The organism is Pseudomonas anuradhapurensis, assembly GCF_014269225.2.
Lineage (GTDB): Bacteria > Pseudomonadota > Gammaproteobacteria > Pseudomonadales > Pseudomonadaceae > Aquipseudomonas > Aquipseudomonas anuradhapurensis.
This window is the reverse complement of the sequence record NZ_CP077097.1, coordinates 1,854,511-1,881,031: the sequence shown is the minus strand read 5'-3', so window position 1 is coordinate 1,881,031 and position 26,521 is coordinate 1,854,511. Positions and strand designations below refer to the sequence as shown.

At 63.6% G+C, this 26,521-nt stretch carries 23 protein-coding genes; 9 read left to right on the top strand and 14 right to left on the bottom strand.

Translation table 11 applies throughout. The features are described 5' to 3' along the window. Nucleotides 1–6 precede the first annotated feature (6 nt). A complete protein-coding gene (locus tag HU763_RS08725) occupies nt 7–579 on the top strand; it encodes a CsiV family protein (RefSeq protein ID WP_170029099.1) in 573 nt (190 codons plus the stop codon). Nucleotide 580: 1 nt separating this feature from the next. Next, nucleotides 581–3,907 carry a DEAD/DEAH box helicase gene (locus HU763_RS08720; protein ID WP_186690501.1) on the top strand — a complete coding sequence of 1,109 codons (3,327 nt, stop codon included), beginning with the start codon at nt 581–583 and terminating at the stop codon, nt 3,905–3,907. A 196-nt stretch (nt 3,908–4,103) separates the two neighbouring features. Here the strand turns inward: HU763_RS08720 and nagZ are convergent, their stop codons facing one another. From nagZ to HU763_RS08705, 3 genes are read right to left on the bottom strand one after another with little or no spacing between them, the layout of a single operon-like run. After that, nucleotides 4,104–5,102, bottom strand: a complete 999-nt coding sequence (gene nagZ / locus HU763_RS08715; RefSeq protein ID WP_186690520.1) for a beta-N-acetylhexosaminidase — start codon at nt 5,100–5,102, stop codon at nt 4,104–4,106. Between the two features lie 22 nt (nt 5,103–5,124). Next, nucleotides 5,125–5,649 (bottom strand): L,D-transpeptidase, encoded by a 525-nt coding sequence (locus HU763_RS08710; RefSeq protein WP_170029097.1) that lies wholly within the window; start codon nt 5,647–5,649, stop codon nt 5,125–5,127. A 40-nt stretch (nt 5,650–5,689) separates the two neighbouring features. Continuing rightward, a complete protein-coding gene (locus HU763_RS08705; RefSeq protein WP_186690499.1) occupies nt 5,690–6,397 on the bottom strand; it encodes a TetR/AcrR family transcriptional regulator in 708 nt (235 codons plus the stop codon). Between the two features lie 251 nt (nt 6,398–6,648). Between HU763_RS08705 and lexA the strand changes: the two genes are divergently transcribed. After that, on the top strand, nt 6,649–7,257 hold the full coding sequence (gene lexA / locus HU763_RS08700; protein ID WP_114170995.1) for a transcriptional repressor LexA: 609 nt from the start codon (nt 6,649–6,651) through the stop codon (nt 7,255–7,257). 13 nt (nt 7,258–7,270) lie between these two features. Next, nucleotides 7,271–7,747, top strand: a complete 477-nt coding sequence (sulA, locus tag HU763_RS08695) for an SOS-induced cell division inhibitor SulA (RefSeq protein WP_170029095.1) — start codon at nt 7,271–7,273, stop codon at nt 7,745–7,747. Between the two features lie 49 nt (nt 7,748–7,796). Here the strand turns inward: sulA and HU763_RS08690 are convergent, their stop codons facing one another. From HU763_RS08690 to HU763_RS08660, 7 genes are all read right to left on the bottom strand, one after another. Then, a complete protein-coding gene (locus HU763_RS08690) occupies nt 7,797–8,030 on the bottom strand; it encodes a hypothetical protein (protein ID WP_004376430.1) in 234 nt (77 codons plus the stop codon). 50 nt (nt 8,031–8,080) lie between these two features. After that, entirely contained in the window at nt 8,081–8,596 is a 516-nt protein-coding gene (locus HU763_RS08685) for a DUF6586 family protein (RefSeq protein WP_031324481.1), read from the bottom strand. Nucleotides 8,597–8,685: 89 nt separating this feature from the next. Further along, nucleotides 8,686–11,295, bottom strand: a complete 2,610-nt coding sequence (gene topA, locus HU763_RS08680) for a type I DNA topoisomerase (protein ID WP_186678706.1) — start codon at nt 11,293–11,295, stop codon at nt 8,686–8,688. A gap of 100 nt (nt 11,296–11,395) precedes the next feature. Continuing rightward, nucleotides 11,396–11,647, bottom strand: a complete 252-nt coding sequence (locus HU763_RS08675; protein ID WP_186690497.1) for a DUF1653 domain-containing protein — start codon at nt 11,645–11,647, stop codon at nt 11,396–11,398. A 76-nt stretch (nt 11,648–11,723) separates the two neighbouring features. Beyond that, nucleotides 11,724–12,899 (bottom strand): acetyl-CoA C-acyltransferase FadA, encoded by a 1,176-nt coding sequence (gene fadA, locus HU763_RS08670; protein ID WP_186690495.1) that lies wholly within the window; start codon nt 12,897–12,899, stop codon nt 11,724–11,726. Between the two features lie 31 nt (nt 12,900–12,930). Then, complete coding sequence (fadB, locus tag HU763_RS08665) at nt 12,931–15,078, bottom strand: fatty acid oxidation complex subunit alpha FadB (RefSeq protein ID WP_186690493.1); 2,148 nt, start codon at nt 15,076–15,078, stop codon at nt 12,931–12,933. A 639-nt stretch (nt 15,079–15,717) separates the two neighbouring features. Beyond that, entirely contained in the window at nt 15,718–16,155 is a 438-nt protein-coding gene (locus tag HU763_RS08660) for a hypothetical protein (RefSeq protein ID WP_170029089.1), read from the bottom strand. A gap of 110 nt (nt 16,156–16,265) precedes the next feature. Between HU763_RS08660 and HU763_RS08655 the strand changes: the two genes are divergently transcribed. After that, nucleotides 16,266–16,706, top strand: a complete 441-nt coding sequence (locus tag HU763_RS08655) for a universal stress protein (RefSeq protein ID WP_186678717.1) — start codon at nt 16,266–16,268, stop codon at nt 16,704–16,706. 125 nt (nt 16,707–16,831) lie between these two features. On the opposite strand, the gene HU763_RS08650 is transcribed toward HU763_RS08655, so the two are convergent. After that, nucleotides 16,832–18,760, bottom strand: coding sequence for an ATP-binding cassette domain-containing protein (locus HU763_RS08650; RefSeq protein ID WP_170029087.1), 1,929 nt, complete (start codon nt 18,758–18,760; stop codon nt 16,832–16,834). Nucleotides 18,761–18,981: 221 nt separating this feature from the next. On the opposite strand from HU763_RS08650, the gene HU763_RS08645 reads away from it, so the two are divergent. Further along, nucleotides 18,982–20,907 carry a transglycosylase SLT domain-containing protein gene (locus tag HU763_RS08645; protein WP_186690633.1) on the top strand — a complete coding sequence of 642 codons (1,926 nt, stop codon included), beginning with the start codon at nt 18,982–18,984 and terminating at the stop codon, nt 20,905–20,907. A gap of 66 nt (nt 20,908–20,973) precedes the next feature. Here the strand turns inward: HU763_RS08645 and HU763_RS08640 are convergent, their stop codons facing one another. Together HU763_RS08640 and HU763_RS08635 are read right to left on the bottom strand one after the other, a co-directional pair. Further along, nucleotides 20,974–21,777, bottom strand: coding sequence for an MOSC domain-containing protein (locus HU763_RS08640; protein WP_186690631.1), 804 nt, complete (start codon nt 21,775–21,777; stop codon nt 20,974–20,976). A 56-nt stretch (nt 21,778–21,833) separates the two neighbouring features. Beyond that, nucleotides 21,834–22,769, bottom strand: coding sequence for a chemotaxis protein CheV (locus HU763_RS08635; protein ID WP_170029084.1), 936 nt, complete (start codon nt 22,767–22,769; stop codon nt 21,834–21,836). 348 nt (nt 22,770–23,117) lie between these two features. Between HU763_RS08635 and HU763_RS08630 the strand changes: the two genes are divergently transcribed. From HU763_RS08630 to HU763_RS08620, 3 genes are all read left to right on the top strand, one after another. Then, nucleotides 23,118–23,630 (top strand): histidine kinase, encoded by a 513-nt coding sequence (locus HU763_RS08630; RefSeq protein ID WP_186690629.1) that lies wholly within the window; start codon nt 23,118–23,120, stop codon nt 23,628–23,630. Nucleotides 23,631–23,985: 355 nt separating this feature from the next. After that, nucleotides 23,986–24,882: a sensor histidine kinase gene (locus HU763_RS08625; protein ID WP_186690627.1), complete on the top strand. Its 897-nt coding sequence runs from the start codon at nt 23,986–23,988 to the stop codon at nt 24,880–24,882. Next, entirely contained in the window at nt 24,872–25,531 is a 660-nt protein-coding gene (locus tag HU763_RS08620) for a response regulator (RefSeq protein ID WP_170029081.1), read from the top strand. The genes HU763_RS08625 and HU763_RS08620 overlap by 11 nt, the downstream gene beginning before the upstream one ends. Here HU763_RS08620 and yegS read toward each other — a convergent pair. Further along, nucleotides 25,515–26,402: a lipid kinase YegS gene (gene yegS, locus HU763_RS08615; RefSeq protein ID WP_170029080.1), complete on the bottom strand. Its 888-nt coding sequence runs from the start codon at nt 26,400–26,402 to the stop codon at nt 25,515–25,517. The genes HU763_RS08620 and yegS overlap by 17 nt on opposite strands. Nucleotides 26,403–26,521: the final 119 nt, after the last annotated feature.

Sequence of the window (26,521 nt, the reverse complement as noted above, 5' to 3'; positions counted from 1 at the left end):
AGATCCATGCGTGCCATCCGTTGCCTGACCCTGCTGCTGGCGCTGTTCGCCCCGGCCGCCTTCGCCGAAGGCCTGTATCAGGTGGAAATGATCCTGGTGCGGCAGAACAGCGTGCCCGCCTTTACCAGCCCGTTTGCCCCGGAAAACTGGAGCGCCGGCGCCCCGCGCCTGGAAAAGGACGCCGAGCGCCGCCCGGCGCTGGAAGACGAAGCCACCCGCCTGGAAGCCACTGCCGACTACACCGTGCTGATGCACAAGGCCTGGCAGCAGCGGGTTGGCAGCGAACCCAGCCGCATCGCCCTGGGCGAAGGCGCCGAGCAGTTCGGCCACTTCCCCATCGAAGGCAACCTGAGCATCACCGAGGGCCGCTTCATCGCGGTCGAGGCCAACTTCTGGGTCAACCAGCTGGACGGCAACGGCAGTGTGCTGCAAAGCGAGCAGTTCAAGCAGAGCAACAGCAACGTCAAGGGTGGGCAGCTGACCTTCCTTGACGGCGGGCACCTGGCGCTGCTGCTGAAAGTGACGCCACCGGGCACGCCGAAGATGCCGGTGATGGACCCGGAGATGATGGAGCAGTGATGTGAGCAGCGGCGATGCGCAGCAACTGCTGAGGGCCCACCCCGGCTGGGTGAAGTTCATCGAGGCTGGCGCACTGGCACGAGGCCGCAATTATGCGGCCCAAGAGCGGACGCGCATCCTGTCGCAGCATGGCGCAACGGTCGAGGCAATCTGCAAGGGCTCGGCCGGCCAGACCTACCAGCAGACCATCCAGCTGCTCGTCAATCACGGTGACCTGCGCGTGTTCGGGCGCTGCTCCTGCCCCGTCGGGCTCAACTGCAAGCACTGCGTTGCAGCGCTGCTGCAACTGCAGGACGGAACAGACGGCCTTGACGCTGCAGCCCCGCCGGAGCAGGCCGCGCTTTCGCTGCCACCGGACCTCAACCTGTGGGTCCAGGCACTCGAGTCGCCGTCCCAACCCGCGGCCTCCCGCGAACCCGCACGCAAAGGCCCGGCAATCTATTACCGTATTCACCTGGATCATGAGCAATGGCGGCTCGAACCGATCAAAGGCACCCGGCAGACAGACGGCACACTGAAGATCGGTCGCATCACATCAATGCCCGAGATGATCTACTACACCCCCCGCTATGTCACGGAGGACGACGCCCGACTGTTGCGCCTGATCGATGCCCGCAGCAAGACGATTACGCCCGTGGTGCAACTGGAAGGCAAGCAGGGCGCGGAGCTCTACAGCTACGCCCTGGCCACTGATCGCCTGCTGTTCGAAGACGACGCTGCGCCACTGTCTCCCGGGCCGGAGCTGCATGCCGAGTTCCGCTGGGTCAGGCTGGACAATGGCAGCTACCGCGGCGCCTGGTATCACGATGGCCACTTGCAGCTGCAGGTACTGCCCATCGAGCCCATGTACTATGTGGACAGGCATTCGCATCAGACCGGCACACTGCGCCATGACCTCGACCCCTTCATTGCCAGCCAGCTCGCACGTGCACCTGTTGTTCCCGAACACCTGGTCGTTCCCTTGAGCCATCGATTGAACGCCTTGAACCGCCACGTCCCTACCCCCACAGCCGTTAGCACCCGGCAAATCGAAGACCTCACGCCAAGAGGGAGGCTGACCCTCGGCAGCCTCGAATTCAGTGCCTACATGCCCAAGACCGGCCGCATGCAACGGCAGATGCAACACCGCGCCGCGCTGGCATTCGACTACGACGGCCTGCACGCCAGCGGCAGCGACGACAAACCGCTGACCCGTCTGGTCGGCGACACCAGCCAGCGCATCCGCCGCCAGCCACAGGCCGAGCAGGCGCTGCGCAAGGTGCTGCGCGACCTCGGTTTCAAGCCCGCCACCCGGCAGAGCAAGGCATTGCCCGACAGCGCTGGCGAGATGCTCCAGCTTCCCGACGACGAAGCCTGGCTGCGTTTCGCCCGCGCAGGCCTGCCACGCTTGCGCGAGGCAGGCTGGGACATCGACATCCAGCGCGACTTCGCCTTCAACCTGCAGGAGGTTGACGACTGGTACGCCAGCATCGACGAGGCACCCGGCCATGAATGGTTCGACCTGGAACTGGGCATCGTGGTCGATGGCCAGCGCCACAGCCTGCTGCCGATCGTGCTGCAACTGCTACGCAGCAACCCGGAACTGCTGCGCCCCAGTGAACTGGCCCGGCGCAGCGATGACGAGCACCTGCTGCTCGACCTCAACCGCGGGCGCCTGGACACCCCGGCCTTGCGTGTCGCCCTGCCCTACGGGCGGATCAAGGCGGTCATGGGCACCCTTGGCGAGCTGTACCTGCACGAAGATGCCACCGGCCCATCGCTGCGCCTGGACCGCGCCGATGCCGCGCGCCTGAACGAGATCGAAAGGCTGCCACTGCATTGGGAAGGCGGCGAGCATGTGCGCGATCTCGGCCGCCGCCTGCGCGATGCCCGCGACCTGCAGGTGCAACCACCGGCCGGCCTGCAAGCCAGCCTGCGCCCTTACCAGCAACAGGGCTTGAACTGGCTGCAGGCGCTACGAGAAATGGGCACCGGCGGCATCCTGGGCGACGACATGGGCCTGGGCAAGACCTTGCAGGCCCTGGCGCACCTGCTGCTGGAAAAGGAGTCCGGTCGCCTGAGTGCACCGGCCTTGGCCATCATGCCCACCAGCCTGATACCGAACTGGCTCGACGAAGCGCAACGCTTCGCCCCCGGCCTGCGGGTATTGGCCCTGCACGGGCCAGGGCGCAGCAAGCATTTCGCCAACCTGCACGCCTATGACGTGGTGCTGACCACCTATGCCCTGGCCCCCCGCGACCTCGAACACCTGCGCGCCCAGCGCTGGCACGTACTGGTGCTGGACGAGGCGCAGAACATCAAGAGCAGCACCAGCAAAGCCGCCCTTGCCGTCTGCGAACTGCAGGCCGGGCAGCGCCTGTGTCTGACCGGCACGCCGATGGAGAACAACCTCGGCGAGCTGTGGTCGCTCTTCCACTTCCTCATGCCTGGCTGGCTGGGCGACCAGAAGCGCTTCAACCAGGACTACCGCACCCCGATCGAGCGCCACGGCGACGGCGAGCGCATGGCCCACCTGGCCAAGCGCATCCGCCCGTTCCTGCTGCGCCGCACCAAGGAGCAGGTGGCCACCGAGCTGCCGGCCAAGACCGAGATGGTGCACTGGGTCGAGCTCAGCGATGCCCAGCGTGACACCTACGAGGCCGTGCGGGTGGCCATGGACAAGAAGGTCCGCGACGAAATCGCCCGCAATGGTGCCGCACGCAGCCAGATCGTCATCCTCGACGCCCTGCTCAAGCTGCGCCAGGTATGTTGCGACCTGCGCCTGGTCAAAGGCGTGGAAAGCAAAGGCAACCAGGCGGACAAGGGCAAGCTGGGCGCGCTGCTGGAAATGCTCGACGAGCTGCTCAGCGAAGGGCGCCGGGTACTGCTGTTTTCGCAGTTCACCTCGATGCTGGCGCTGATCGAGGAGGAACTGCACAAGCGCAAGATCCGCTACAGCCTGCTGACCGGAGATACCCGTGACCGGCGCACGCCGGTACAGCAATTCCAGCAGGGTGACAGCGAAGTGTTCCTGATCAGCCTCAAGGCGGGGGGCGTGGGTTTGAACCTGACGGCCGCAGACACGGTGATCCACTTCGACCCCTGGTGGAACCCGGCCAGCGAGAATCAGGCCACCGACCGCGCCTACCGCATTGGCCAGGACAAGCCAGTGTTCGTGTTCAAGCTGATCACCCGGGGCACGGTGGAAGAGAAGATCCAGCTGTTGCAGCAGGAGAAGGCGGCGCTGGCAGCGAGCCTGCTCGATGGCGGGCAGGCCGGGCAATGGCGGCTGGGGGATGAAGAGATCGAGGCACTGTTTGCGCCGCTGCCCGGGAAGCGCGGGCGCTAGCCCAGAATCCTCCACTGCCTGTACCGGCCTCTTCGCGGGCACGCCCGCTCCCACAGGCATATCAGTGCCCTCAAGGGCGGTGCCGTACCTGTGGGAGCGGGTTTACCCGCGAAGGAGCCGGCACAGATACAACACTAATTTCGAAACCAGCGCTGCACCTGTGGGAGCGGGCGTGCCCGCGAAGGGGCCGGCGCGGTCAATCGACCAACTGCGCCTCCCGCAACGCCCCCAACGCCTCCAGCCACCGCGGCTGCTGGCGATAATCCGTCCGCGCAAACCCTTGCCCACGCATCCGCGCAATCCGTGGCGAGGGCTTGACCTTCATTCGCTGCGCCGCACTCAACGCCAGCTCCGCCGCTGCCCGGTCATTGCACACCAGGCCCATGTCACAGCCAGCGCTCAACGCCGCTTCGACCCGGCTAGCCGCATCCCCGACCACATGCGCGCCAGCCATCGACAGGTCGTCACTGAAGATCACCCCGTCAAAGCCCAACTCGCCACGCAGGATATCCTGCAACCAGCGCCGCGAGAAGCCCGCCGGCTGGTTGTCGACCTGTGGGTAGATGACATGCGCCGGCATCACTGCCGCCAATTGCCCGCTCAGGCGGGTGAACGGCACCAGGTCGGCCTGACGCAGTTGTTCAAGGCTGCGCTCATCCGTGGGAATGGCCACATGCGAGTCCGCTTCGGCCCAGCCATGGCCCGGGAAATGTTTGCCACACGCCGCCATGCCCGCCGCGTTCATGCCGCGGATGAACGCCCCGGCCAGTTGCGTGGCACGCAGCGGGTCACCCTCGAAGGCGCGGCTGCCGACCACCGCACTGCGCTGGTAGTCCAGGTCGAGCACCGGGGCAAAGCTGAGGTCCAGGCCAACCGCCAACACCTCGGTCGCCATCAGCCAGCCGCACTGCTCGGCCAGGTATTCGGCGTTGTCGTTGTCAGCCAGCGCGCGCATGGCTGGCAGGCGCACGAAACCCTGGCGCAAGCGCTGCACGCGACCGCCTTCCTGGTCCACCGCCAGGATCAGGTCGGGGCGTATGGCACGAATGGAGGCGCACAGCTCACGCACCTGGCGCGGGCTGTCGACGTTACGGGCAAAGATGATCAGGCCGGCCACTTCAGGCTGGCGTAGCAGGTGACGGTCTTCGGCGGTCAGCCATTTACCGGCGATATCCACCATCAAGGAGCCTTGCAGGCTGACAGTCATGGGAAATCCTTCATTGGAGACTGAGAGAAGCCCACTGGGGGCAAGCGGCCTGCTCGATGCGCACCAGGCAATGCGCCGGCACCCGCTCGAACAGGCTGAGCAAATCGGTGTTGCGCAGGCGTATGCAGCCATGGGACAGCGCTACGCCCATGGGTTCCGTATCCGGGGTGCCGTGCAGGTAGATATAGCGGCGGAAGGTATCGACCGCGCCAAGGCGATTGACCCCGGGCTCGCAACCGCTGAGCCAGAGGATGCGGGTAAGGATCCAGTCCCGCCCGGGGTACTGCGCCTGCAACGCCGGCGACCACACCTCGCCGGTCCAGCGCCGCCCGGCCAGTACCGCATTCAACGGCAGGCCTGCGCCGATCTTTGCCCGCACCTGGTGCAAGCCGCAAGGCGTGCAGCCCGAGCCGTTGCGCTCGCCGGCACCGTTGCGCGCGGTGGAAACCGGCAGGCGCAGGCATAGCTGGCCACGGCTGAAACCGTACAGGCACTGGTCGGCAAGGGAAATGTGCAGCAGATCGAGATCGGACATGGGCGCTAGCTTAGCCGAAGCGCCCTGCCCCGCCCAGCCTTCAGGCTTTGGCGGTGATGGTAGCGGACTTGCTGCGCGGGCGTAACTGGGCGGTGGCCATGGCCTCGTCGGTAACGCCACTATCGGCACGCATGCCGGCCGCCAGGAAAGGCACCATCAGGCGCATTACCTGCTCGATCGAGGTGTTGATGCCGAAGTCGGTTTCGGCGATCGCGCGCAGGGCCTTGATACCGGACATGCTGAAGGCTGCGGCACCAAGCATGAAGTGCACCCGCCAGAACAGCTCAAGCGGTGGGATACGCGGCGCGGCCTCGTTGACCAGCAGCATGTAGCGGCGGAACACCTTCCCGTACATGTCTTCCAGGTACCGCCGCAGGTGGCCCTGGCTCTGGCTGAAGGCCAGGCCCAGCAGGCGCATGAAGATCGACAGGTCGTTGTTGCTGCGTGGCTGCACGGCCAGGGCCTGTTCCACCAGCATTTCCAGCAGCTCTTCGAGGCTGGGCTTGTGCTCCGGCTTTGCCTGGCGCCGCTCCAGCTCGCGCTCGAGGCTGGCGCAGAATGGCCCGAGGAAGCGCGAGAACACTGCCTGGATCAGGGCCTTCTTGGAACCGAAGTGATAGTTGACCGCCGCCAGGTTGACCCCGGCCTTGCTGGTAATCAGCCGCAACGAGGTTTCGGCGAACCCCCTTTCCGCGAACAGCTGCTCGGCAGCATCGAGAATGCGTTCAACGGTTTCCGATTGGGCCATGACTACTCCGACTACTCCGCCAGACAAACAGGTGTTTGAAACATACGTTTCAGCCCTGCTTCTGTCAAGGCTCGGTGACCGGTCGGTCGCCATTAAAAGGCGACGCGCTTCACGCTGCAAGCCTCAAAACAGCAGCGGCGCACGCCGGGGCCTGCAGCAGCGTTTCGCAGTTTTCTTGCTGCCGGTAACTTGCAGCGCATCCAGTACTGTATATAATCCCAGGCACTGTACAAAAAGACAGAGCGCCCAACATGTTGAAACTGACGCCACGCCAAGCCGAAATTCTCGCGTTCATCAAGCGTTGCCTGGAAGACAACGGCTTCCCGCCAACCCGCGCCGAGATCGCTCAGGAGCTGGGCTTCAAGTCGCCCAACGCCGCCGAGGAACACCTCAAGGCCCTCGCCCGCAAGGGCGCGATCGAAATGACCCCGGGCGCCTCTCGCGGCATTCGCATCCCTGGCCTGGAGGCCAAGGCCGAAGAAAGCGGCCTGCCGATCATCGGCCGGGTCGCCGCCGGTGCGCCGATCCTTGCCGAACAGCACATCGAGCAATCCTGCAATATCAGCCCCGACTTTTTCCACCCCCAGGCCGACTATCTGTTGCGCGTGCACGGCATGAGCATGAAGGACGTCGGTATCTTCGATGGCGACCTGCTGGCGGTGCATACCTGCCGCGAAGCACGCAACGGCCAGATCGTCGTGGCGCGTATCGGCGACGAAGTCACCGTCAAGCGTTTCAAGCGTGAAGGCAGCAAGGTCTGGTTGCTTGCCGAAAACCCCGAATTCGCCCCTATCGAAGTCGACCTGAAAGAACAGGAACTGGTGATCGAGGGTTTGAGCGTCGGCGTCATTCGCCGCTGATCCAGGAGGCGTCATGCAGCAGTTCATTCACGCACCCGAGCAAGCCCAGTTGCCATTGTTCGAAGCATTCCTCGCCCAGCCAGTCTTGCCAGGCCTGAAAACCACTGAACTGGCACGCAAGAGCAGCCAGCCCGAGCTGTTCAGCGAACTGTCGCTACGCGGTGCTCCCGGGCACTGCCACAGCCTGCTGGCACCGGTACTGCGCGAGCTGAGCGAAGAGGACGAGGCCCGCTGGCTGACCTTGATCGCTCCGCCTTCGAGCCTGACCCAGGCCTGGCTGCGCGACGCCGGGCTCAACCGTGAACGCATCCTGCTGCTGCACCCTCGCGGCAATCAAAGCCCGCTGCAACTGGCCTGCGAAGCGCTGCGCCTGGGCCGCAGCCACACCGTGGTCAGCTGGCTCGGCAATGTGAATGCCACGGCACGCCAGCAATTGCTGCGTGCCGCCAGCGCCGGAAACGCACAAAGCCTGAACATCCGCCTCGGCTGATGTTCAGGCTTTGCCTGTTGCTACATGACACCTGATGCCGCGCTGCCTGTCAGTGCAGCACGCGCGGCCCCTCATCGCGCTCGAGTTCGCCATCCATCAGGCGACCGGCCATTTGCACGCCCACACTGAGCATGGCCTTGGCCACTTCCACATGTTGACCCTGCAGGAACGCCTTGGCGTCTTCCGAGAAATCCAAGGTTACCAGAGAGCCCTCATCCTCGGCGCGACGCAGTTCGATGCGGCCATCAGGCAACTCGACAATTTCCAGAAACGACGTAGACATAAATGGCAGTTCTCCGCGAAAGGCCAGCATTGTACCAGCCGTAGCGGTTATCAGCACTCACTCAACGCATCACGGAAACGTCTTACAAGGCCCTTGAGGTTGCTGCGCCAGCTTTCCAGTTCTGCACGTGACAGCGCCGGATGCTCGGGCTCATCGAGATTGACAGCTTGGATCAGCGGCTGGGTAACGTCGGTTTTTGGTGTTTTCTTCGCGACCGGTGGTCGGAACAAATCGGCATAAGCACCTAGCATCTGTGCCAGCCAGGTTTCACGCTGGCGGGCCAGTTCCAGCAGCTCGGCCACTTCCGGGATGGCGATGCCGTTCAGGGCGTCGTCGGCCAGCGCTTGCTCGACAGTAGCAACGACAGGCAAGCGGTAGAAGCCACCAATCTCATGGCACAGCCCCAGCAGCGCGCCGTACAGGTGAAACAGCGCCGATTCACGCTCAGCCTGGACCAGGCCCTGGGCGTTCATCGCCTGGCTTTGCTCGGCCTTGGCCATGGACTCCAAGGCGAGGCCGGCGAAGAACAGTTTCTGGTTGGTGCGGGTGTAGAGTTCCTGGGCCATCTCGGTGCCCTCCCATAAGGCTGCAAGGCGGATAGCTGCATCATAAATGATTAGGGCCGCAAAGCGGCCCCAATCACAGCACTGAAGGATCAGCGCTTGTCTTCAACCTTCCAGGCACCACCGTCGTAGAACGCCTTCCAGCCGGTCGGCTTGCCATCGACTTCAGACTGCACGTACTGCTCCTTGGTCTTGCGGCTGTAGCGGATCACCGCAGGCCGGCCGTCCGGATCCTTCTGCGGTGCATCGCACAGGAAGTGGTACTTCGGATCGATCTCGTGCTTGTGCGGCACGATTTCCAGCACCAGCGGCGCACGCGTCTCACGGTTCTTGGGGAACTGGCTGGCAGCCAGGAACAGCCCCGAAGCGCCATCACGCAGCACGTAGGTGTCGTCGACCTTCTCGCACTTGAGTTCAGGCATATCCACCTTGTCCATCTTCGGTGGCGCCGCCTCGCCGCTCTTGAGCAGCTTGCGGGTGTTCTTGCAGGCCGGGTTGGTGCAACCGAAAAACTTGCCGAAGCGGCCAGTCTTCAACTGCATCTCGCTGCCGCACTTGTCACATTCCAGGCTCGGCCCTTCGTAGCCCTTGATGCGATAGTTGCCTTCTTCGATCTCATATCCGGCGCAATCCGGGTTGTTACCGCAGATGTGCAGCTTGTGCTTCTCGTCCAGCAGGTAGGCATCCATCGCCGTGGCGCAGATCGGGCAGCGGTGCTTGCCCAGCAGCACACGGGATTCCGATTCACCCTCGTCGTCGGCGGCAATCTCATCGCCCGGCACCAGGTTAACGGTAGCCTTGCAGCGCTCTTTCGGCGGCAGGCTGTAGCCCGAGCAGCCGAGGAATACGCCGGTCGAGGCAGTACGAATCATCATCGGGCGGCCACATTCCTTGCACGGAATGTTGGTCATGGTCGGCTGGTTGGCGCGCATGCCGTCTTCGCTGGACTCGGCAGTCTGCAGCTTCTTGCTGAAGTCACCGTAGAACTCGTCGAGCACGTTCTTCCAGTCACGCTCACCCTGGGCCACGTCGTCGAGGTTCTCTTCCATGTCGGCGGTAAAACCGTAGTCCATCAGGTTGGAGAAGCTCTCGGACAGGCGCTCAGTGACGATGTCGCCCATCTTTTCCGAGTAGAAGCGGCGGTTGTGCAGGGTCACATAGCCACGGTCCTGGATGGTCGAGATGATAGCCGCGTAGGTCGACGGACGGCCGATGCCGCGCTTCTCCATTTCCTTGACCAGGCTGGCTTCGGTGAAGCGCGCCGGTGGCTTGGTGAAGTGCTGGCTCGGGTCGATCTGAATCAGCTTTAGCGCTTCACCCTGGACCATCTCCGGCAACACGTCATCTTCGCCCGGCTTGCTCTGCTGCGGCAGCACACGGGTGTAACCGTCGAATTTGAGGATACGGCCCTTGGCGCGCAGCTCGAAGTCGCCAGCAGCCACGGTGACGCTGGTGGACAGGTACTGCGCCGGCGGCATCTGGCACGCCAGGAACTGGCGCCAGATCAGCTCGTACAGGCGCTCGGCGTCACGCTCCATGCCACTGAGCTTGGTCGGGTGGGTATTGACGTCGGAAGGACGAATCGCTTCGTGCGCCTCCTGGGCGCCTTCCTTGCTGCCATACACCAGCGGTGCATCCGGCAGGTACTGCTTGCCGAATTCACGCTCGATGTAGCTGCGCGCCATGTCCAGGGCGTCGGCCGACAGGTTGGTCGAGTCGGTACGCATGTAGGTGATGTAGCCAGCTTCGTACAAGCGCTGGGCCATCATCATGGTTTTCTTCACCCCGAAGCCCAGGCGGTTGCTGGCCGCCTGCTGCAAGGTGGAGGTAATGAACGGTGCCGAAGGCTTGCTACTGGTCGGACGGTCTTCGCGCTTGACCACGCTGTAGCTGGAGGCCTTGAGCTTTTCCAGCGCAGCCATGGCCTGGGCTTCGTTCAGCGGCTTGAAGGCCTCGCCCTTCTCGCGCGCCACTTCGAAGCGCACCTTGGCGTTCTTGGCCGTGCCGAGGTCGGCGTGGATTTCCCAGTACTCTTCCGGGATGAACGCGCGGATCTCGCGTTCACGCTCCACCACCAGCTTAACCGCCACCGACTGTACACGGCCGGCGGACAGGCCGCGGGCAATCTTGGCCCACAGCAGTGGCGAAACCATGTAGCCGACCACACGGTCAAGGAAGCGCCGCGCCTGCTGAGCGTTGACCCGGTCGATATCCAGTTCGCCCGGCTGCGAGAAGGCATCCTGGATGGCCTTCTTGGTAATTTCGTTGAACACCACGCGCTTGTAGCGGCTGTCGTCGCCGCCAATGGCCTCGCGCAGGTGCCAGGCAATGGCTTCCCCCTCGCGGTCCAAGTCGGTTGCGAGATAGATGGTGTCGGCATCCTTGGCCAGGCGGCGCAGCTCTTCGATCACCTTTTCCTTGCCGGGCAGGATTTCGTACTTGGCCTTCCAGCCGTGGTCAGGGTCGACGCCCATCCGTGCGACCAGCTGGCGCCGGGCCTTTTCCTTCGGCGACAGCGCCGGAGCCTCAGCCGCAGCCTTGCCACGCTTGGCGGCCGGCTCTTTGCTGGCGCTGGCCGAACCGCTGGTGGGGAGGTCTCGGATATGGCCGATACTCGACTTCACCACGTACTGGTTGCCCAGGTACTTGTTGATGGTCTTGGCCTTGGCCGGGGATTCCACAATGACCAGCGATTTGCCCATGGATCGGAGTATTCCTGAATCTGAAGATAAAAAACGCGTCAGGTGCCAGACGCGGCACCGCTATATATAGTGGCAAAAGTGTGAGGTCAAGTTCGGACTATCACGCTTGCGACTTGCCCGGCAGCCCGGACAGCCCCTCTTCGGCCTTGACCAAAGCAAAGCGTGGCACCTGCTCGCCGTCAACCTCGACGGACTCCTGGAACATCGAAAGTGGCCGTACCCAGAAGCTGTAATCACCATACAGGCATTGGTAGAACACCATCCACTCTTCGCTTTCGGAGTGCCGTGCAACACTGAAGACACGGTACTCAGGCCCTTTGTAATGCCGGTATATGCCTGGTTGTATCTGCATGTTGCCCACCCTCTTGAAAAAAACCTGAAAAAAACAAAACCGGGGCACAAGGCCCCGGTCGCTGTCCGCAACGCGATCAGACGCGTTCGAAGACAGTGGTGATGCCTTGGCCGAGGCCGACACACATGGTCGCCACCCCCAGGGTACCGCCATTCTGCTTCATGACGTTGAGCAGGGTGCCGGAAATCCGTGCCCCGGAGCAACCGAACGGGTGGCCCAAGGCAATGGCGCCGCCGTGCAGGTTAACCTTCTCATCCATCTTGTCGAGTACTTTCAAATCTTTCAGCACTGGCAGGGCCTGTGCAGCGAAAGCTTCGTTGAGCTCGATGAAGTCGATGTCGGCCATGGTCAGGCCGGCACGCTTGAGGGCTTTCTGGGTCGATGGCACCGGGCCGTAGCCCATGATCGCCGGGTCGACACCGGCCACTGCCATGGCACGGATGACGGCCAACGGCTGGATACCCAAGTCCATGGCGCGCTGGCCGGACATGACGATCATGCACGAGGCACCGTCGGTGATCTGCGACGAGGTGCCGGCAGTGACGGTACCGCCCTTGGGGTTGAACGCCGGCTTGAGCGAGGCCAGGCCTTCGAGGGTGGTTTCCGGGCGAATGGTTTCGTCGAAGTCGAATACCTTGAGGAAGCCGTTCTCGTCATAGCCCTGCATCGGGATGATTTCGTCCTTGAACTTGCCTTCGAGCGTGGCCTTGTGGGCCAGCTGGTGCGAACGCAGGCCGAACAGGTCCTGCTGCTCACGGGTGATGCCGTGCATCTTGCCGAGCATTTCCGCAGTCAGGCCCATCATCCCCGAGGCCTTGGCGGCGTGCAGGGACAGGTGCGGGTTGGGATCCACGCCATGCATCATGCTGACGTGACCCATGTGCTCCACGCCACCGACCACGAACACATCACCGTTACCGGTCATGATGGCCTGGGCGGCGGTGTGCAGCGCGCTCATCGACGAGCCGCACAGGCGGCTGACGGTCTGAGCTGCAGAAGTGTGCGGGATCTGGGTCATCAGCGAGGCCATGCGGGCGATGTTCCAGCCCTGCTCCAGGGTCTGGTTGACGCAGCCCCAGATCACGTCCTCGACCTCTTTCGGGTCGACCTTGTCATTGCGTTCCAGCAGCTTGCTGATCAGGTGTGCCGACATGTCTTCGGCACGGGTATTGCGGTGCATGCCACCCTTGGAGCGGCCCATTGGCGTGCGACCGAAGTCGACAATCACCACGTCTCTTGGATTCAGGCTCATATCAAATCTCTCGCTCTAGCTCGTTGACCGCTCAGTTGAAGAAGCGCTGGCCGTTCTTGGCCATTTCACGCAGCTTGGCGGTCGGGTGGTACAGCGGCCCCAGGTCGGCGTACTGATCGGCCAGGGCAACGAATTCGGCCACACCGATCGAGTCGATGTAGCGCAGCGCGCCACCGCGGAAGGGAGGGAAGCCAATGCCGTAGACCAGGCCCATGTCGGCTTCGGCAGCGGTTTCGACGATACCGTCCTCCAGGCAGCGCACAGTCTCCAGGCACAGCGGGATCATCATCCAGTTGATGATGTCTTCGTCGCTGACTTCACGCTGCTCGAAGACGATCGGCTTGAGCACATCAAGCACGCTGGCATCGGCGACCTTCTTCGGCTTGCCACGCTTGTCGGTTTCGTAGGCGTAGAAGCCCTTGCCATTCTTCTGGCCCAGGCGGTTGGCCTCGTACAGGGCATCGACGGCCGAGCGACGCTCGTCCTTCATGCGGTCCGGGAAGCCTTCGGCCATCACGTCACGACCGTGGTGGCCGGTGTCGATGCCGACCACGTCCATCAGGTACGCCGGGCCCATCGGCCAGCCGAACTTTTCCATGACCTTGTCGATACGCACGAAGTCGACACCGGCACTGACCAGCTTGGCGAAACCGCCGAAGTACGGGAACAGCACGCGGTTGACCAGGAAGCCCGGGCAGTCGTTGACCACGATCGGGTTCTTGCCCATTTTCTTGGCGTAGGCCACGGTGGTGGCGACCGCCACGTCACTGGACTTCTCGCCACGGATGACTTCCACCAGCGGCATCATGTGCACCGGGTTGAAGAAGTGCATGCCGACGAAGTTTTCCGGGCGCTTGAGCGCCTTGGCCAGCAGGTTGATGGAAATGGTCGAGGTGTTCGAGGCGAGGATCGCATCGTCCTTCACCTGGCCTTCGACTTCGGCCAGCACGGCCTGCTTGACCCTCGGGTTCTCGACCACCGCCTCGACGACGATGTCGACATTGGCGAAATCGCCATAGGACAGGGTCGGGCGAATGGCGTTGAGCGCCTCGGCCATCTTGGCCGGGGTCAGGCGGCCCTTCTCGACGCGGTTGCCAAGCAGCTTGGCAGCCTCGTTCAGGCCCAGCTGGATGGCTTCTTCGCGGATGTCCTTCATCAGGATCGGGGTGCCCTTGACCGCCGACTGGTAGGCGATGCCGCCACCCATGATACCGGCGCCGAGCACGGCCGCCTGCTTCACGTCGTGGGCGATTTCGTCGTGGGCCTTGGCCTTGCGCTTGAGTTCCTGGTCGTTCAGGAACAGGCCGACCAGGCTTTCGGCAACCGAGGTCCTGGCCAGTTTGGCAAAGCCTGCCGCTTCCACTTCCAGGGCTTTGTCACGGCCGAAGTTGGCAGCCTTCTGGATGGTCTTGATGGCTTCGACCGGTGCCGGGTAGTTCGGGCCGGCCTGGCCAGCGACGAAGCCCTTGGCGGTCTCGAAGGCCATCATCTGCTCGATGGCGTTGAGCTTGAGCTTTTCCAGCTTGGGCTGGCGCTTGGCCTTGTAGTCCAGTTCGCCACTGATGGCGCGCTTGATCAGGTCGAGCGCACCGGCCATCAGCAGTTCAGGCGCGACAACGGCATCCACGGCCCCGACTTTCAGCGCGTCTTCGGCACGGTTTTCCTTACCGGCGGCGATCCACTCGATGGCATTGTCCGGACCGATCAGGCGCGGCAGGCGCACGGTGCCGCCGAAGCCCGGGTAGATACCCAGCTTGACTTCCGGCAGGCCGATCTTGGCGCTGCTGGACATGACCCGGTAGTCGGCGGCCAGGCACATTTCCAGGCCACCGCCCAGGGCGATGCCGTTGATGGCGGCCACAGTCGGCACTTCGAGGTCTTCGAAGGCGTTGAAAATGCGGTTGGCTTCCAGGTTGCCGGCGACCAGTTCGGCCTCGGGCAGCTTGAAGTTGTCGACGAACTCGGTGATGTCGGCGCCGACGATGAACACGTCCTTGCCACTGCTGACGATCACGCCCTTGACCGAGGCGTCGGCCTGGATGGCATCGACGGCCTGGCGAAGCTCGTTCAGGGTAAGGCGGTTGAACTTGTTGACGGACTCACCCTTGAGGTCGAACTTGAGCTCGACGATGCCACTTTCAAGAGCCTTAACCGTGATGGCTTTACCTTCGTAAATCATCAACTGATCTCCACGATATGGAAGCTGAACGTACACGCCGATCGCTGCAGCAAAAGCAGGCCTAGCTGCCCTGCCCCAGGCACACCCGTCAGCGCGCTATTCGGAAGTATGGCTTGGCGCGCTGACATACAAACGCTCAATTCATACGCCCGTTTGATTTGGGTGTGCACACATTCTCCGAAAAGATCGGCGTTGTCAAATGCTCACGAGCCGGGTGAAAACGCGACTTTCCAGTCATTTTGTATCGCTCAGGTACAAAACATGATGACAGTGATCGCTGACCATTCATGTCAGCGATTGACCATAGGCGACGGTGAAGCGCGGTGTTTTTCAGCTTGCGCGACAATGCCTGGCGGCTACACTGCCACTTGCTTGATGAATACCCGGCCTGCCTGGCCTTTTCTGCGCAGCAGAACGCAAAGCGGCGACTTGGCACCCTATCCCTTCAGGGGAATGCCAAGCCGCCGCTTTGTCGTTACAGAGGTTCCACAGCGCCGCATAGCCTTGTAGGAGCGGCCTTGTGTCGCGATGGGCCGCAGAGCGGCCCCGGCAATTTCAGCTATGGCGCAAAAAACCGGGGCCGCTGCGCGCCCCATCGCGACACAAGGCCGCTCCTACAGGGCCCGTGCATGACAGGCCTCAGGCCAGCGTTTCGAGGACGTAGGCAACATCCTGCAACACAGCCGTATCGCCACGCTCGGTCCAGTACAGGGCAATCATCCGCGCATCGGCTTCGACCTTGTAGACGCTCGCGGGCAAGCGCGCCAAGGGCTCCATGAACCGTGGGTCTTCACATGGCTCGCGCCACTGGTTCCACCACACCCCGGGGCTGATCTGCCAGAAGCTGAAGCTGTCCTCATGCCCGCGACGGCGCGCCCGATGGTATTGCGGGCATGGGCTTGGCGCTGGCCTTTCCAGCCAGTGCGGCCACTGCTGCGGCGCCAACTGCATGGCCAGGCCCATGCGCCGCGCCTCCAGGCGCAGCTTCATCTGCTCGCTCTGCTTGCGCGAGGTGCGCAACCAGGAAAGCGGGCTGAGAATCAGCGCAAGGATTGACACCACCAGCAATACCGTCATATCAGTAGTTCCCATAAAACGTTGCAAATGAGCCGGTTAGCCATTTTTCACGGAAGACCCGCCCGAAAGCGACCATACTTCTTCTATCGCGATTGTCAGGAGTTCCGCTCATGCAATACGAACATCTTCTGGTCGCCGTCGACCTGACCGAAGAATGCGACCCGGTGATCAAACGCGCCATGGCGCTGGCGACACCGTCAAATGCCAAGGTTTCACTGGTACATATCGTCGAGCCGATGGCCATGGCGTTCGGCGGTGACGTACCCATGGACCTGTCGCAACTGCAACAGCAGCAGTTCGACCAGGCCAAGGAGCGCATGGAACGCCTGTTCAACAAGTACCCGGACATCCACCGCGGCGACTCGCACCTGACCTATGGCCAGCCGCGCCAGGAAATCCACCAGCTGGCCAAGGACCAGAAGTGCGACCTGATCGTGGTCGGCAGCCACGGCCGCCATGGCCTGGCGTTGCTGCTGGGTTCCACGGCCAATGATGTGCTGCATGGCGCGCCGTGCGATGTGCTGGCGGTAAGGCTGCAGAAAAAAGAATGATTTGACCTGTACCGGCCCTTTCGCGGGCTTGCCCGCTCCCACAGGGACTGCACAGAGCTGAAAATCTGTGGAGGACCTGTGGGAGCGGGCAAGCCCGCGAAGACGCCGGCCCAGGCTGACGCCGATCAGCCTTCCAGCTCGGCCCAGCGCTCGACCAGCACATCCAGCTCGGCCTGTAGCTTCTCGATCTTCGCCAGCACTGCCGAGGTTTCCGCAATCGGCCGCTGATAGAAGCCCGCCGCATTCACCTCTTCCTGAGCTTCGGCCATGCGCTGCTCCAGTTCGTCGATCTGCCCAGGCAGCATCTCCAGCTCGCGCTGCAGCTTGTAGCTGAGCTTCTTCTTCGAGGCATCGGCCGCCGCAACAACCGGCGCCGGTGCAGGCTTGGCCTCGACCTTTTCGACCACCGCGCTGTTGAGCTCGGACTTGCCGCCCTTGCTCTCGGTCACGCCCAGCAACTTCGGCGAACCACCCTGGCGGATCCAGTCTTCATAACCCCCCACGTACTCGCGCACCTTGCCCTCGCCCTCGAACACCAGGGTGCTGGTGACGACGTTATCGAGGAAGGCCCGGTCGTGGCTGACCATCAGCACGGTACCCTTGTAGTTGGACAGCACCTCTTCGAGCAGCTCGAGGGTTTCCACGTCCAGGTCGTTGGTCGGTTCGTCCAGCACCAGCAGGTTGGCCGGCTTGCTGAACAACTTGGCCAGCAACAGCCGTGCGCGTTCGCCACCGGACAGCGCCTTGACCGGCGTACGGGCACGCTGCGGGCTGAACAGGAAATCGCCCAGGTAGCTCAGCACGTGGCGGTTCTGGCCATCGATCTCGATGAAGTCGCGGCCTTCGGCCAGGTTGTCGATCACCGTCTTTTCCAGGTCGAGCTGGTGGCGCATCTGGTCGAAGTAGGCCACTTCCAGCTTGGTCCCGCGCTCGACCTTGCCCGAGGTCGGCTGCAGGTCGCCGAGCATCAGCTTGAGCAAGGTGGTCTTGCCGGTACCGTTGGCACCCAGCAGGCCGATGCGGTCCTCGCGCTGCAGGACCATGGAAAAATCCTTCACCAGCATCGGCCCGTCCGGGTGATGGAAGCTGACGTTCTCCAGCACCATCACCTGCTTGCCAGACTTTTCCGCCGCCTCGATCTGGATGTTGGCCTTGCCCTGGCGCTCGCGGCGTTCGCTGCGCTCCACACGCAAAGCCTTGAGTGCGCGCACCCGGCCTTCATTGCGCGTACGGCGGGCCTTGATGCCCTGGCGGATCCATACCTCTTCCTGGGCCAGGCGCTTGTCGAACAGCGCGTTGGCGGTTTCCTCGGCGGCCAGCGCGGCCTCCTTGTGCACCAGGAAGCTGGCATAGTCACCGTTCCAGTCGATCAGGCCGCCACGGTCCAGCTCGAGGATGCGGGTGGCCAGGTTCTGCAGGAAGGACCGGTCGTGGGTAATGAACAGCACCGCGCCGTTGAAGCCGCGCAGGGCCTCTTCGAGCCAAGCGATGGCACCGATGTCCAGGTGGTTGGTCGGCTCATCGAGCAGCAGCAGGTCCGGCTCCGACACCAGTGCCTGGGCCAGGAGCACACGGCGGCGCCAGCCACCGGACAGCTCGGCCAGGGTCTTGTCGGCCGGCAGTTGCAGGCGGCTGAGGGTGCTTTCCACCACCTGCTGCAGGCGCCAGCCGTCACGGGCTTCCAGCTCGTGTTGCACGTGCATGAGTTTTTCCAGGTCTTCATCGCCCTGGATATTCAGGCTCAGGTGATGGAACTGCGCCAGCAACTCGCCGACGCCATCCAGGCCGGCGGCCACCACGTCGAACACCGTGCGCTCGTCGGCCACCGGCAGCTCCTGTGGCAGCTCACCGATCTTCAGCCCCGGGGCACGCCAGATCTCGCCGTCGTCACCCTTCTGCTCGCCCTTGACCAGGCGCAGCATGCTCGACTTGCCGGTGCCGTTGCGGCCGATGATGCACACCCGCTCGCCACGAGCGATCTGCCAGGACACGTGGTCCAGCAGCGGCATGGCGCCGAATGCAAGGGACACATCGCTGAATTTGAGCAGGGTCATGTTGGTCTCCATAAATCGGGCGCGCATTCTACCTGACTTGGCCCCGGACGGCATCTGCCTGGCCGGTAGACCAGGGTTGGGCGACAACTGGTCGAACTTAATATCCCGATACAAGCACAGTGCTTTCACCCGCCGCCGGCAAACGGCTAAGCTAAGGCTATAGCTTCCAACAGTGCTGGCTCCGCCGTCACTTCCCCATGGTTCAACTGCCCGGACGTATCATGCGCAGCCGCCTGTTACACATTGCATCCTGCCTGCTGCTCACCGCCGCCACCGGCGCGGCGCAGGCCGCCGACCTTACCCTGCAACGCCAATACTATGACGAGGCCAAGCGCGCGCTGGCCAAGGGCGACAAGGGCCCGTACCTGCGCTATGCCCAGGCCCTCAGCGACTACCCGCTGACGCCCTACCTGGCCTATGACGAACTCACCGCGCGCCTGAAAAGCGCCAGCAACCAGGAAATCGAAGACTTCCTCGCCAAGCATGGCGACCTGCCCCAGGCCAACTGGATGAAGCTGCGCTGGCTGCGCTGGCTGGCCGAACGCGGCGACTGGGATACCTTCGTCAAGTACTACGACCCCAAGCTCAACTTCACCGAACTGGACTGCCTCAACGGCCAGTACCAGCTCAGCCATGGCCTGCGTGCCGAGGGCTACGCCACCGCCGACAAGCTATGGAACGTCGGCAAGTCGCAGCCGGCCACCTGCGACACGCTGTTCGCCATGTGGGCAGCCGAAGGCCAGCTGACCGAGGCCAAGCGCTGGCAACGCACCAAGCTGGCGGCCCAGGCGCGCAACTACAGCCTGGCCAACAATCTGGTCCAGACCCTGACCACCCTCGGCCCGCAAGGGCGCCTGCTGGTCGACGTGGCGCAAAAGCCCGAACTGCTCAATCAGCCGTCGCGCTTCACCCCGGCCAACGAAGCCATGTCCGACGTGGTCAGCCTCGGCCTGCGTCGCCTGGCCCGGCAGGACCCGGAACGGGCCATGGCGCTGCTCGACGACTACGCCCAGCGCATGCATTTTTCCCGCGACGAGAAGGTGGCGATCGCCCGTGAGATCGGCCTTACCCTGGCCCGTCGCTACGACCCGCGCGCACTCGACCTGATGACCCGCTACGACCCGGAGCTGCGCGATAACACCGTCAGCGAGTGGCGCCTGCGCCTGCTGCTGCGCCTGGGCCGCTGGGAGGACGCCTACGAGCTGACCAAGCGCTTGCCGCAGGACCTGGCCAGCAGCAGCCGCTGGAAGTACTGGCAAGCCCGCAGCCTGGAGCTGGCGCAGCCGAACAACCCGCAAGTGCCGTTGCTGTACAAGAACGTGGCGCGCGAGCGTGACTTCTACGGCTTCCTCGCCGCCGACCGGGCACAGACCCCCTACCAGCTGAACAACAAGCCGCTGGTACTCAGCCCGCAGCTGGTCAACAAGGTGCGCAACACTCCGGGCATCCGCCGCGCGCTGGAGTTCCATGCCCGCGGCCAGATCGTCGAAGGCCGCCGCGAGTGGTACCACGTCAGCCGCCACTTCAACCGTGACGAAATGGTCGCCCAGGCGCGCCTGGGCTACGACCTGCGCTGGTACTTCCCGGCCATTCGTACCATCAGCCAGGCACAGTACTGGGACGACCTGGACATCCGCTTCCCGATGGCCCACCGCGACACCCTGGTGCGTGAAGCCAAGGTCCGCGGCCTGCACTCGAGCTGGGTATTCGCCATTACCCGCCAGGAGAGTGCCTTCATGGAGGATGCACGCTCCCCGGTGGGCGCCAGCGGCCTGATGCAGCTGATGCCCTCCACCGCCAAGGAAACCGCGCGCAAGTTCAGCATTCCCCTGGCATCGCCGGCACAGGTGCTCAACCCGGACAAGAACATCCAGCTCGGCGCCGCCTATCTGAGCCAGGTGCACAGCCAGTTCAACGGCAACCGGGTACTCGCGTCGGCGGCCTACAACGCCGGGCCAGGGCGGGTGCGGCAGTGGCTCAAAGGTGCCAAGCACCTGAGCTTCGATGTGTGGGTGGAATCCATCCCGTTCGACGAGACCCGCCAGTACGTGCAGAACGTGCTGTCGTATTCGGTGATCTACGGGCAGAAGCTCAACTCGCCGCAGCCGTTGGTGGATTGGCATGAGCGGTACTTTGACGACATGTGAGGGTTGCTGAAACTGCACCGGTCTCTTGGTGGATAACCCCGCCAAGAGGCCGGTGCAGGCAACCGGTCATTGCAGGATTTCGACTTCCATCCCTACTTCAAGCTGCCCACCACCATCCACCGCCAGATTCTGCCCGAACAACACATCCCCTTCCTTTTCGCGGAAGGTCCTGAGCGTGGCCATCGGCTCGCGGTCGGCACTGCGCTCGCCAGTCGCCGGGTCGATGGTGGTGAAGATGCAGCGCACACTGGGCTTGAGCACGCGGAACTCCAGGCTGCCGATGCGAATCCGCTTCCAGCCATCCTCGGCAAAGGGCGCCGCGCCTTGCACCACCAGGTTGGGGCGAAAGCGCAGCATTTCCATCGGCCGGCCGATCCGCCGGTTGAGTTCGTCCAGCGAGCCCTGGCCGATCAGCAACAACGGAAAACCGTCCGGAAACGCCGCCCGGTCACTGTTCAAGCCATAGCCATTGGGCAGGTAGCGCGCGCGCTGTTCGGGGCAATGCACCAGGCGTACGGGCTTGCCCAGCAGCTCGCTGAGCCAGGCCGCCGCCGCATCACCGGCATCCGGCACGCGCAAGGTATCGCGCCAGATGGTCACGCCCCGCAGTGCGTCATCGGCCGCCGGCACCGACACCCGCAACGCAGCCTGCCCCGGCGCCTGCAGCAGCAACTGGCCGCAGTCGTCTTCGCTGGCGCGGAGCTGGCCAAGCCGCGGCCAGGCACGTTGGGTGAGGAAGCGTCCGTTCTCCTCCTCCACCACCATCCAGCGCCGATCACCCTGCAACCCCAACAACCCCACCGCTGAAGCCCGCAGGCGTTGCGCCTGCCCCGACTTCACCGGGTACCGATACAGCTCACTGAGAAACATCCCTGCCGCCTCGCGTCATGCAAAAACGCCAAGCTTATACCCGGCAGGGGCCTGGATCACGCAGTAGCGGCATCCAGCAACAGGCGTTGCTTGACCACATCGACAAGGCGATCAGGCTGGAACTTGGACAGGAAGTTGTCGCAGCCGACTTTTTTCACCATCGACTCGTTGAAGCTGCCCGACAGCGAGGTATGCAGCACCACGTAAAGCTGGCGCAAACGGGCATCGCCACGAATCTCGGTGGTCAGCCGGTAGCCGTCCATTTCCGGCATCTCGGCGTCGGTAAACACCATCAGCAACTTCTTGCAGACATCCTCGCCGGCATCGGCCCAGCCCTTGAGCAGGCGCAACGCCTTCAGCCCGTCACTGGCCACGTGCAGCTTCACCCCCAGCTGGGACAGGGTGTCGCGCAACTGCGCCAGGGCCACGCTGGAGTCGTCCACCAGCAGCACTTCGCGGCCACGCGCCCGCGCCAGCACCGGGTCAGCGAGCTTGTCGCCGGAAACCCGGGCGTTGTACGGCACGATCTCGGCCAGCACCTTCTCCACGTCGATCACTTCGACCAGCTTGTCATCCACCTTGGTGATGGCGGTCAGGTAATGCTGGCGCCCGGCGCTGGTCGGCGGCGGCATGATCGCCTCCCAGTTCATGTTGACGATGCGGTCGACACCGCCCACCAGGAAGGCCTGCACCGAACGGTTGTACTCAGTCACGATGATGGTGCTGTCAGGCCCCGGCTGCAGCGGGCGCATGCCGATCGCCTGGGACAGGTCGATCACTGGCAGGGTCTGGCCACGCAAGTTGACCACCCCGCAGACGAAGGCGTGGCGCTGGGGCATCAGGGTCAGCTTGGGCAGCTGGAGCACTTCCTGGACCTTGAACACGTTGATCGCGAACAGCTGGCGACCAGCCAGGCGAAACATCAGGATTTCCAGGCGGTTCTCACCCACCAGTTGCGTACGTTGGTCTACCGTGTCGAGAATGCCAGCCATTGGAAAACCCCCAGGCTTGAGTCGAAAAAATTGAGATCATCCACCTTGTATCGGCGGCTTCACGCCCAGCTTGACCCTTGCCGGAAAATGCGCCGAAACAATTGATATCACTTTAACATCATGCTTTACTGCGGGCACCGCCGAGCAAATCGGCAGCCCGGCAAAAAGTTCCCTACCTGAGGCTCGGATAAGGGAAACCCTTAGCGACAATCGGGTGCAACCTGATGTTCGCGCTATCCTTTAGCCATTAATGTGACGCCATTCTCATTGCATGAATGGAGTCAGGCTTTTGCTAGCTATCGTATCGGCGTGCCCGTCCTCTGCGCCTGCCTTACGCGCGGGGGCATCATGAAGGACAGTGCCTTATCGTTCGATGACGCGCTGCAGCGGTTTCTGCTGGACGCTCAGGTACAGCTGACCCAGGCGCAGGAGTGCCTGCAGCATCTGGAACTGATCGACAACGACCCGGATGCCTGCCGCTGCCTGGACAACGCGCTCGATAGCCTCGCCCGCCAGGCCATGCACCTGGGCCTGCGCGAAGTCGCCCATTACACCACTGCCCTGCAACAGTTGCTCGCCCCGGCCTGCCACGACGGCTGCCTGCAGCGCGAAGCATTGCCGGCCGTGGAGGCATGCCTGACCCTGCTCGCCTGGCAGCTGGAGCTGGTCGACCCCCTGACAGGCCGGCTTAACCTGGACATCGGCGAGCAGCTGGTGCTGCTGGGTGAACTGGCCAAGGTCGTGCAGCAGCCCTTGGCCCGAACCTGCACGTCCTGTGACGAACAAGGCAGCGTGTGCATCCACCCGCATGACAAAGCGGCAGACAGCACACAACCCGACCGCTCGCCGTCCTCGTATTGACCCGGCACAACGTGCAACTGGCCTCGTTGATTCAAGCCCCACCATGGTCGAGCCTGGAAGGTGCCCGAAGTTGCCGGAGCAAGGTCGGATCATTACCGCACAAGTTACCCATTACGCGCCTCAACGGGTGGCACTTTGCTGGCCGGCAGGGCGCAACCGGCCGGCGTTTCAAAGCGCTACCCAGCCGCGACCGCGGCAGTACGAAGTGGTAATATGCGCACCCATAAACGCTTGCAACCTACTGAAAGGTTGGAAGCTCATGTGCTCGAAAACCTATCGAAAGAACTGCGCCCAAGCTTCTGACCAGCATTGTGCAAGGCCCTTCATCAGCAATACTTCAGTGGCTTCCCTACCTATGCTCCCACGCTTGAAGACTTCTTTGCGCTGCCGCTCCCGCGCCGCCCTGCTGCGCTGGGCAACGGTCGGGCTGTGCGTGGCCTCGCTGGTCGCCAACCTGGTGCTGTACCTGGGCAACCAGGCGATCCCGACCAGCCTGCTGCTGCTACAGCTGGCCGCCACCCTGGGCACTGCCGTGCAACTGGGCCTGAGCGCAAGGTCGATCAGCCTGCGCCCGGCGGAACTGGCCGAGCGCATGCTCAAGGTCCAGGAAGACGAACGCCAGCACCTGGGCCGTGAACTGCACGACGACATCGGCCAGTTGCTCACCGCCGCCAAGCTGCAGTTGCAATGGCTGCAAAAACGCATGCCTGAGGAGCTGCAGGGCCACTGCGAGGCGCTGCGCAGTACGCTGGATGACACCTTGGGCAACGTGCGCAACGTGTCCGCCCTGCTCAACCCGCGGCAGCTGGCCAGCCTTGGCCTGGAAGCCAGCCTGCGTGCGCACCTGGTGCGCACCCTGGCCAACAGCGACGTGCACTGGAGCCTGGCTTGCAACCAGCGCCTGGGCGGCATTGACGAGGCGGTGACCATGGCAGTGTTTCGTATTACCCAGGAAGCCGTGACCAACATGCTGCGCCATGCCCAGGCACGCAACCTGGTCATCGGCCTGCAACGCACCCCCGTAGGGCTGGCGCTGTCGATCCGTGATGACGGCCATGGCTTTGTGCCGGCGAGAAACCCGGCCGAGGCAGGCCAACGCGGCCTGGCCGGCATGCTGGAGCGGGTCACCGCGCTGCAGGGCAGCCTCGCCATCACCAGCCAGCCCGGCCAGGGCACGCACATCGAGGCGGTGTTCCCATGGCCACCGCGTACTCAGCAACGCGCCAGGAATACCGACACCCATGACCTGTAGACTGCTGTTGGTAGACGACCATTCGCTGATCCGCGCCGGGGTGCGTGCCCTGGTCTGCGACATCCCCGGTTATGACGTTATCGGCGAAGCCGACGATGGCAGCCAATTGCTGGAACGGGTGCGCATGCTGGCGCCGGATATCGTCTTGCTGGACATCTCCATGCGCTCGACCAGCGGCCTGGATGCGCTTACCCAGCTACGCGCCAGCGGCAACAACTGCAAGGTACTGATCCTGTCGATGCACACCGACCCGGACCTGATCATGCGTGCCCTGGAAAGCGGCGCCCACGGCTACCTGCTCAAGGACACCAGCGCCACCGAGCTGGAGCAGGCCCTGGCCGCGGTGCGCAACGGCGAACGCTACCTCAGCCCGGCCATCGCCCACACGGTCATCAACCAGGCGCTGCAGCACACCAGGCAGGGCAAGCAAGCCACGGGCGAGCGCCACAGCCTCACCGCGCGGCAACTGGAGATCCTGCGCCTGATCGTGCGTGGCAAATCGACCCGGGAGATCGCCAGCGGCCTGGGCCTGTCGATCAAGACGGTGGAAACCCACCGTTCGCAAATCATGAAACGCCTGCAGATCCATGACGTGGCTGGCCTGGTGCTGTTCGCCGTGCGCGAGAAAATCATCAGCCTGGACGACTGAGCAACGGCGACCCGGCTGGCAGGTGCAGGCGCAGTGCTGCGGCCCTGGCCTGGAAGCGCAGCTTGTCGGCCTGCAACGGCTCGCCATCGAGGTTGATGTCCAGCCCCTGCGAGCACTTGATCTCGACCCAGGGCAACCTGGCCCGGACGAACAGGCCGTCTCCGGCCAACAGGTCACGCAAGGTCCCGACCACTTCCTGCGGAGCCGGCAGGATGGCGATGTCGAGCAAGCCGTCGTTGACCACCGCCTCGGGGCACAGCACCTGCCCGCCCCCGGCCTGGCGGCCATTGCCGATACCCAGCGCCAGCAAGTCCCCTTGCCAGTGAAAACCTGGCCCCTGCAACGCCACCGAAGCGGCCTGCAGTTCGCTGAAGCGCGATAGCCCGGTGAACAGGTAGGCGGCAGCGCCCAGGACTTTCTTCAGGTCTTCGGAGGTGTTGGCCGTGACCTGGCTGCCAAAACCGCCTGTGGCCATGTTGAGGAACAACTGCTCGCCGGCCTGCCCCAGGTCTATCGGCTGCGCAGGAACGTTGAGCAAGGCCAGCGCCGTGGCGGTCTCCAGGGGGATGCCGGCGGCCTTGGCAAAGTCGTTGGCCGTGCCCAGCGGCAGCAACGCCAGGCTGGCCTCGGTACCCGCCAGCCCCATGGCCTCGGCGACATCGCGCAGCGTGCCGTCCCCACCCCCTGCAACGATATGGCTGTAGCCGGCGGCCAGCGCTTCGGTAACCAGGCGCTGGGCGTCACCGGCCTCCCAGGTAACCCGCACATCCAGCACCCAGCCGCTGTCGCGCAGGCCGCGCACGGCGCTGCGCACCTCTTCGTTCATCGCCTGCTTGCCGTGCAGGATCAGCATTGCCTTGCGCCCTTGCATGTGCGCCCCTCCATGAATGGATCAACCCAGATCTCGACCCTCGGCAGCCCAGGATCGTTGCATGCCGCTGTGCAATTGATCGGCTCAACCGGTGTTTTTTCACAGCATCGCACAGGCCC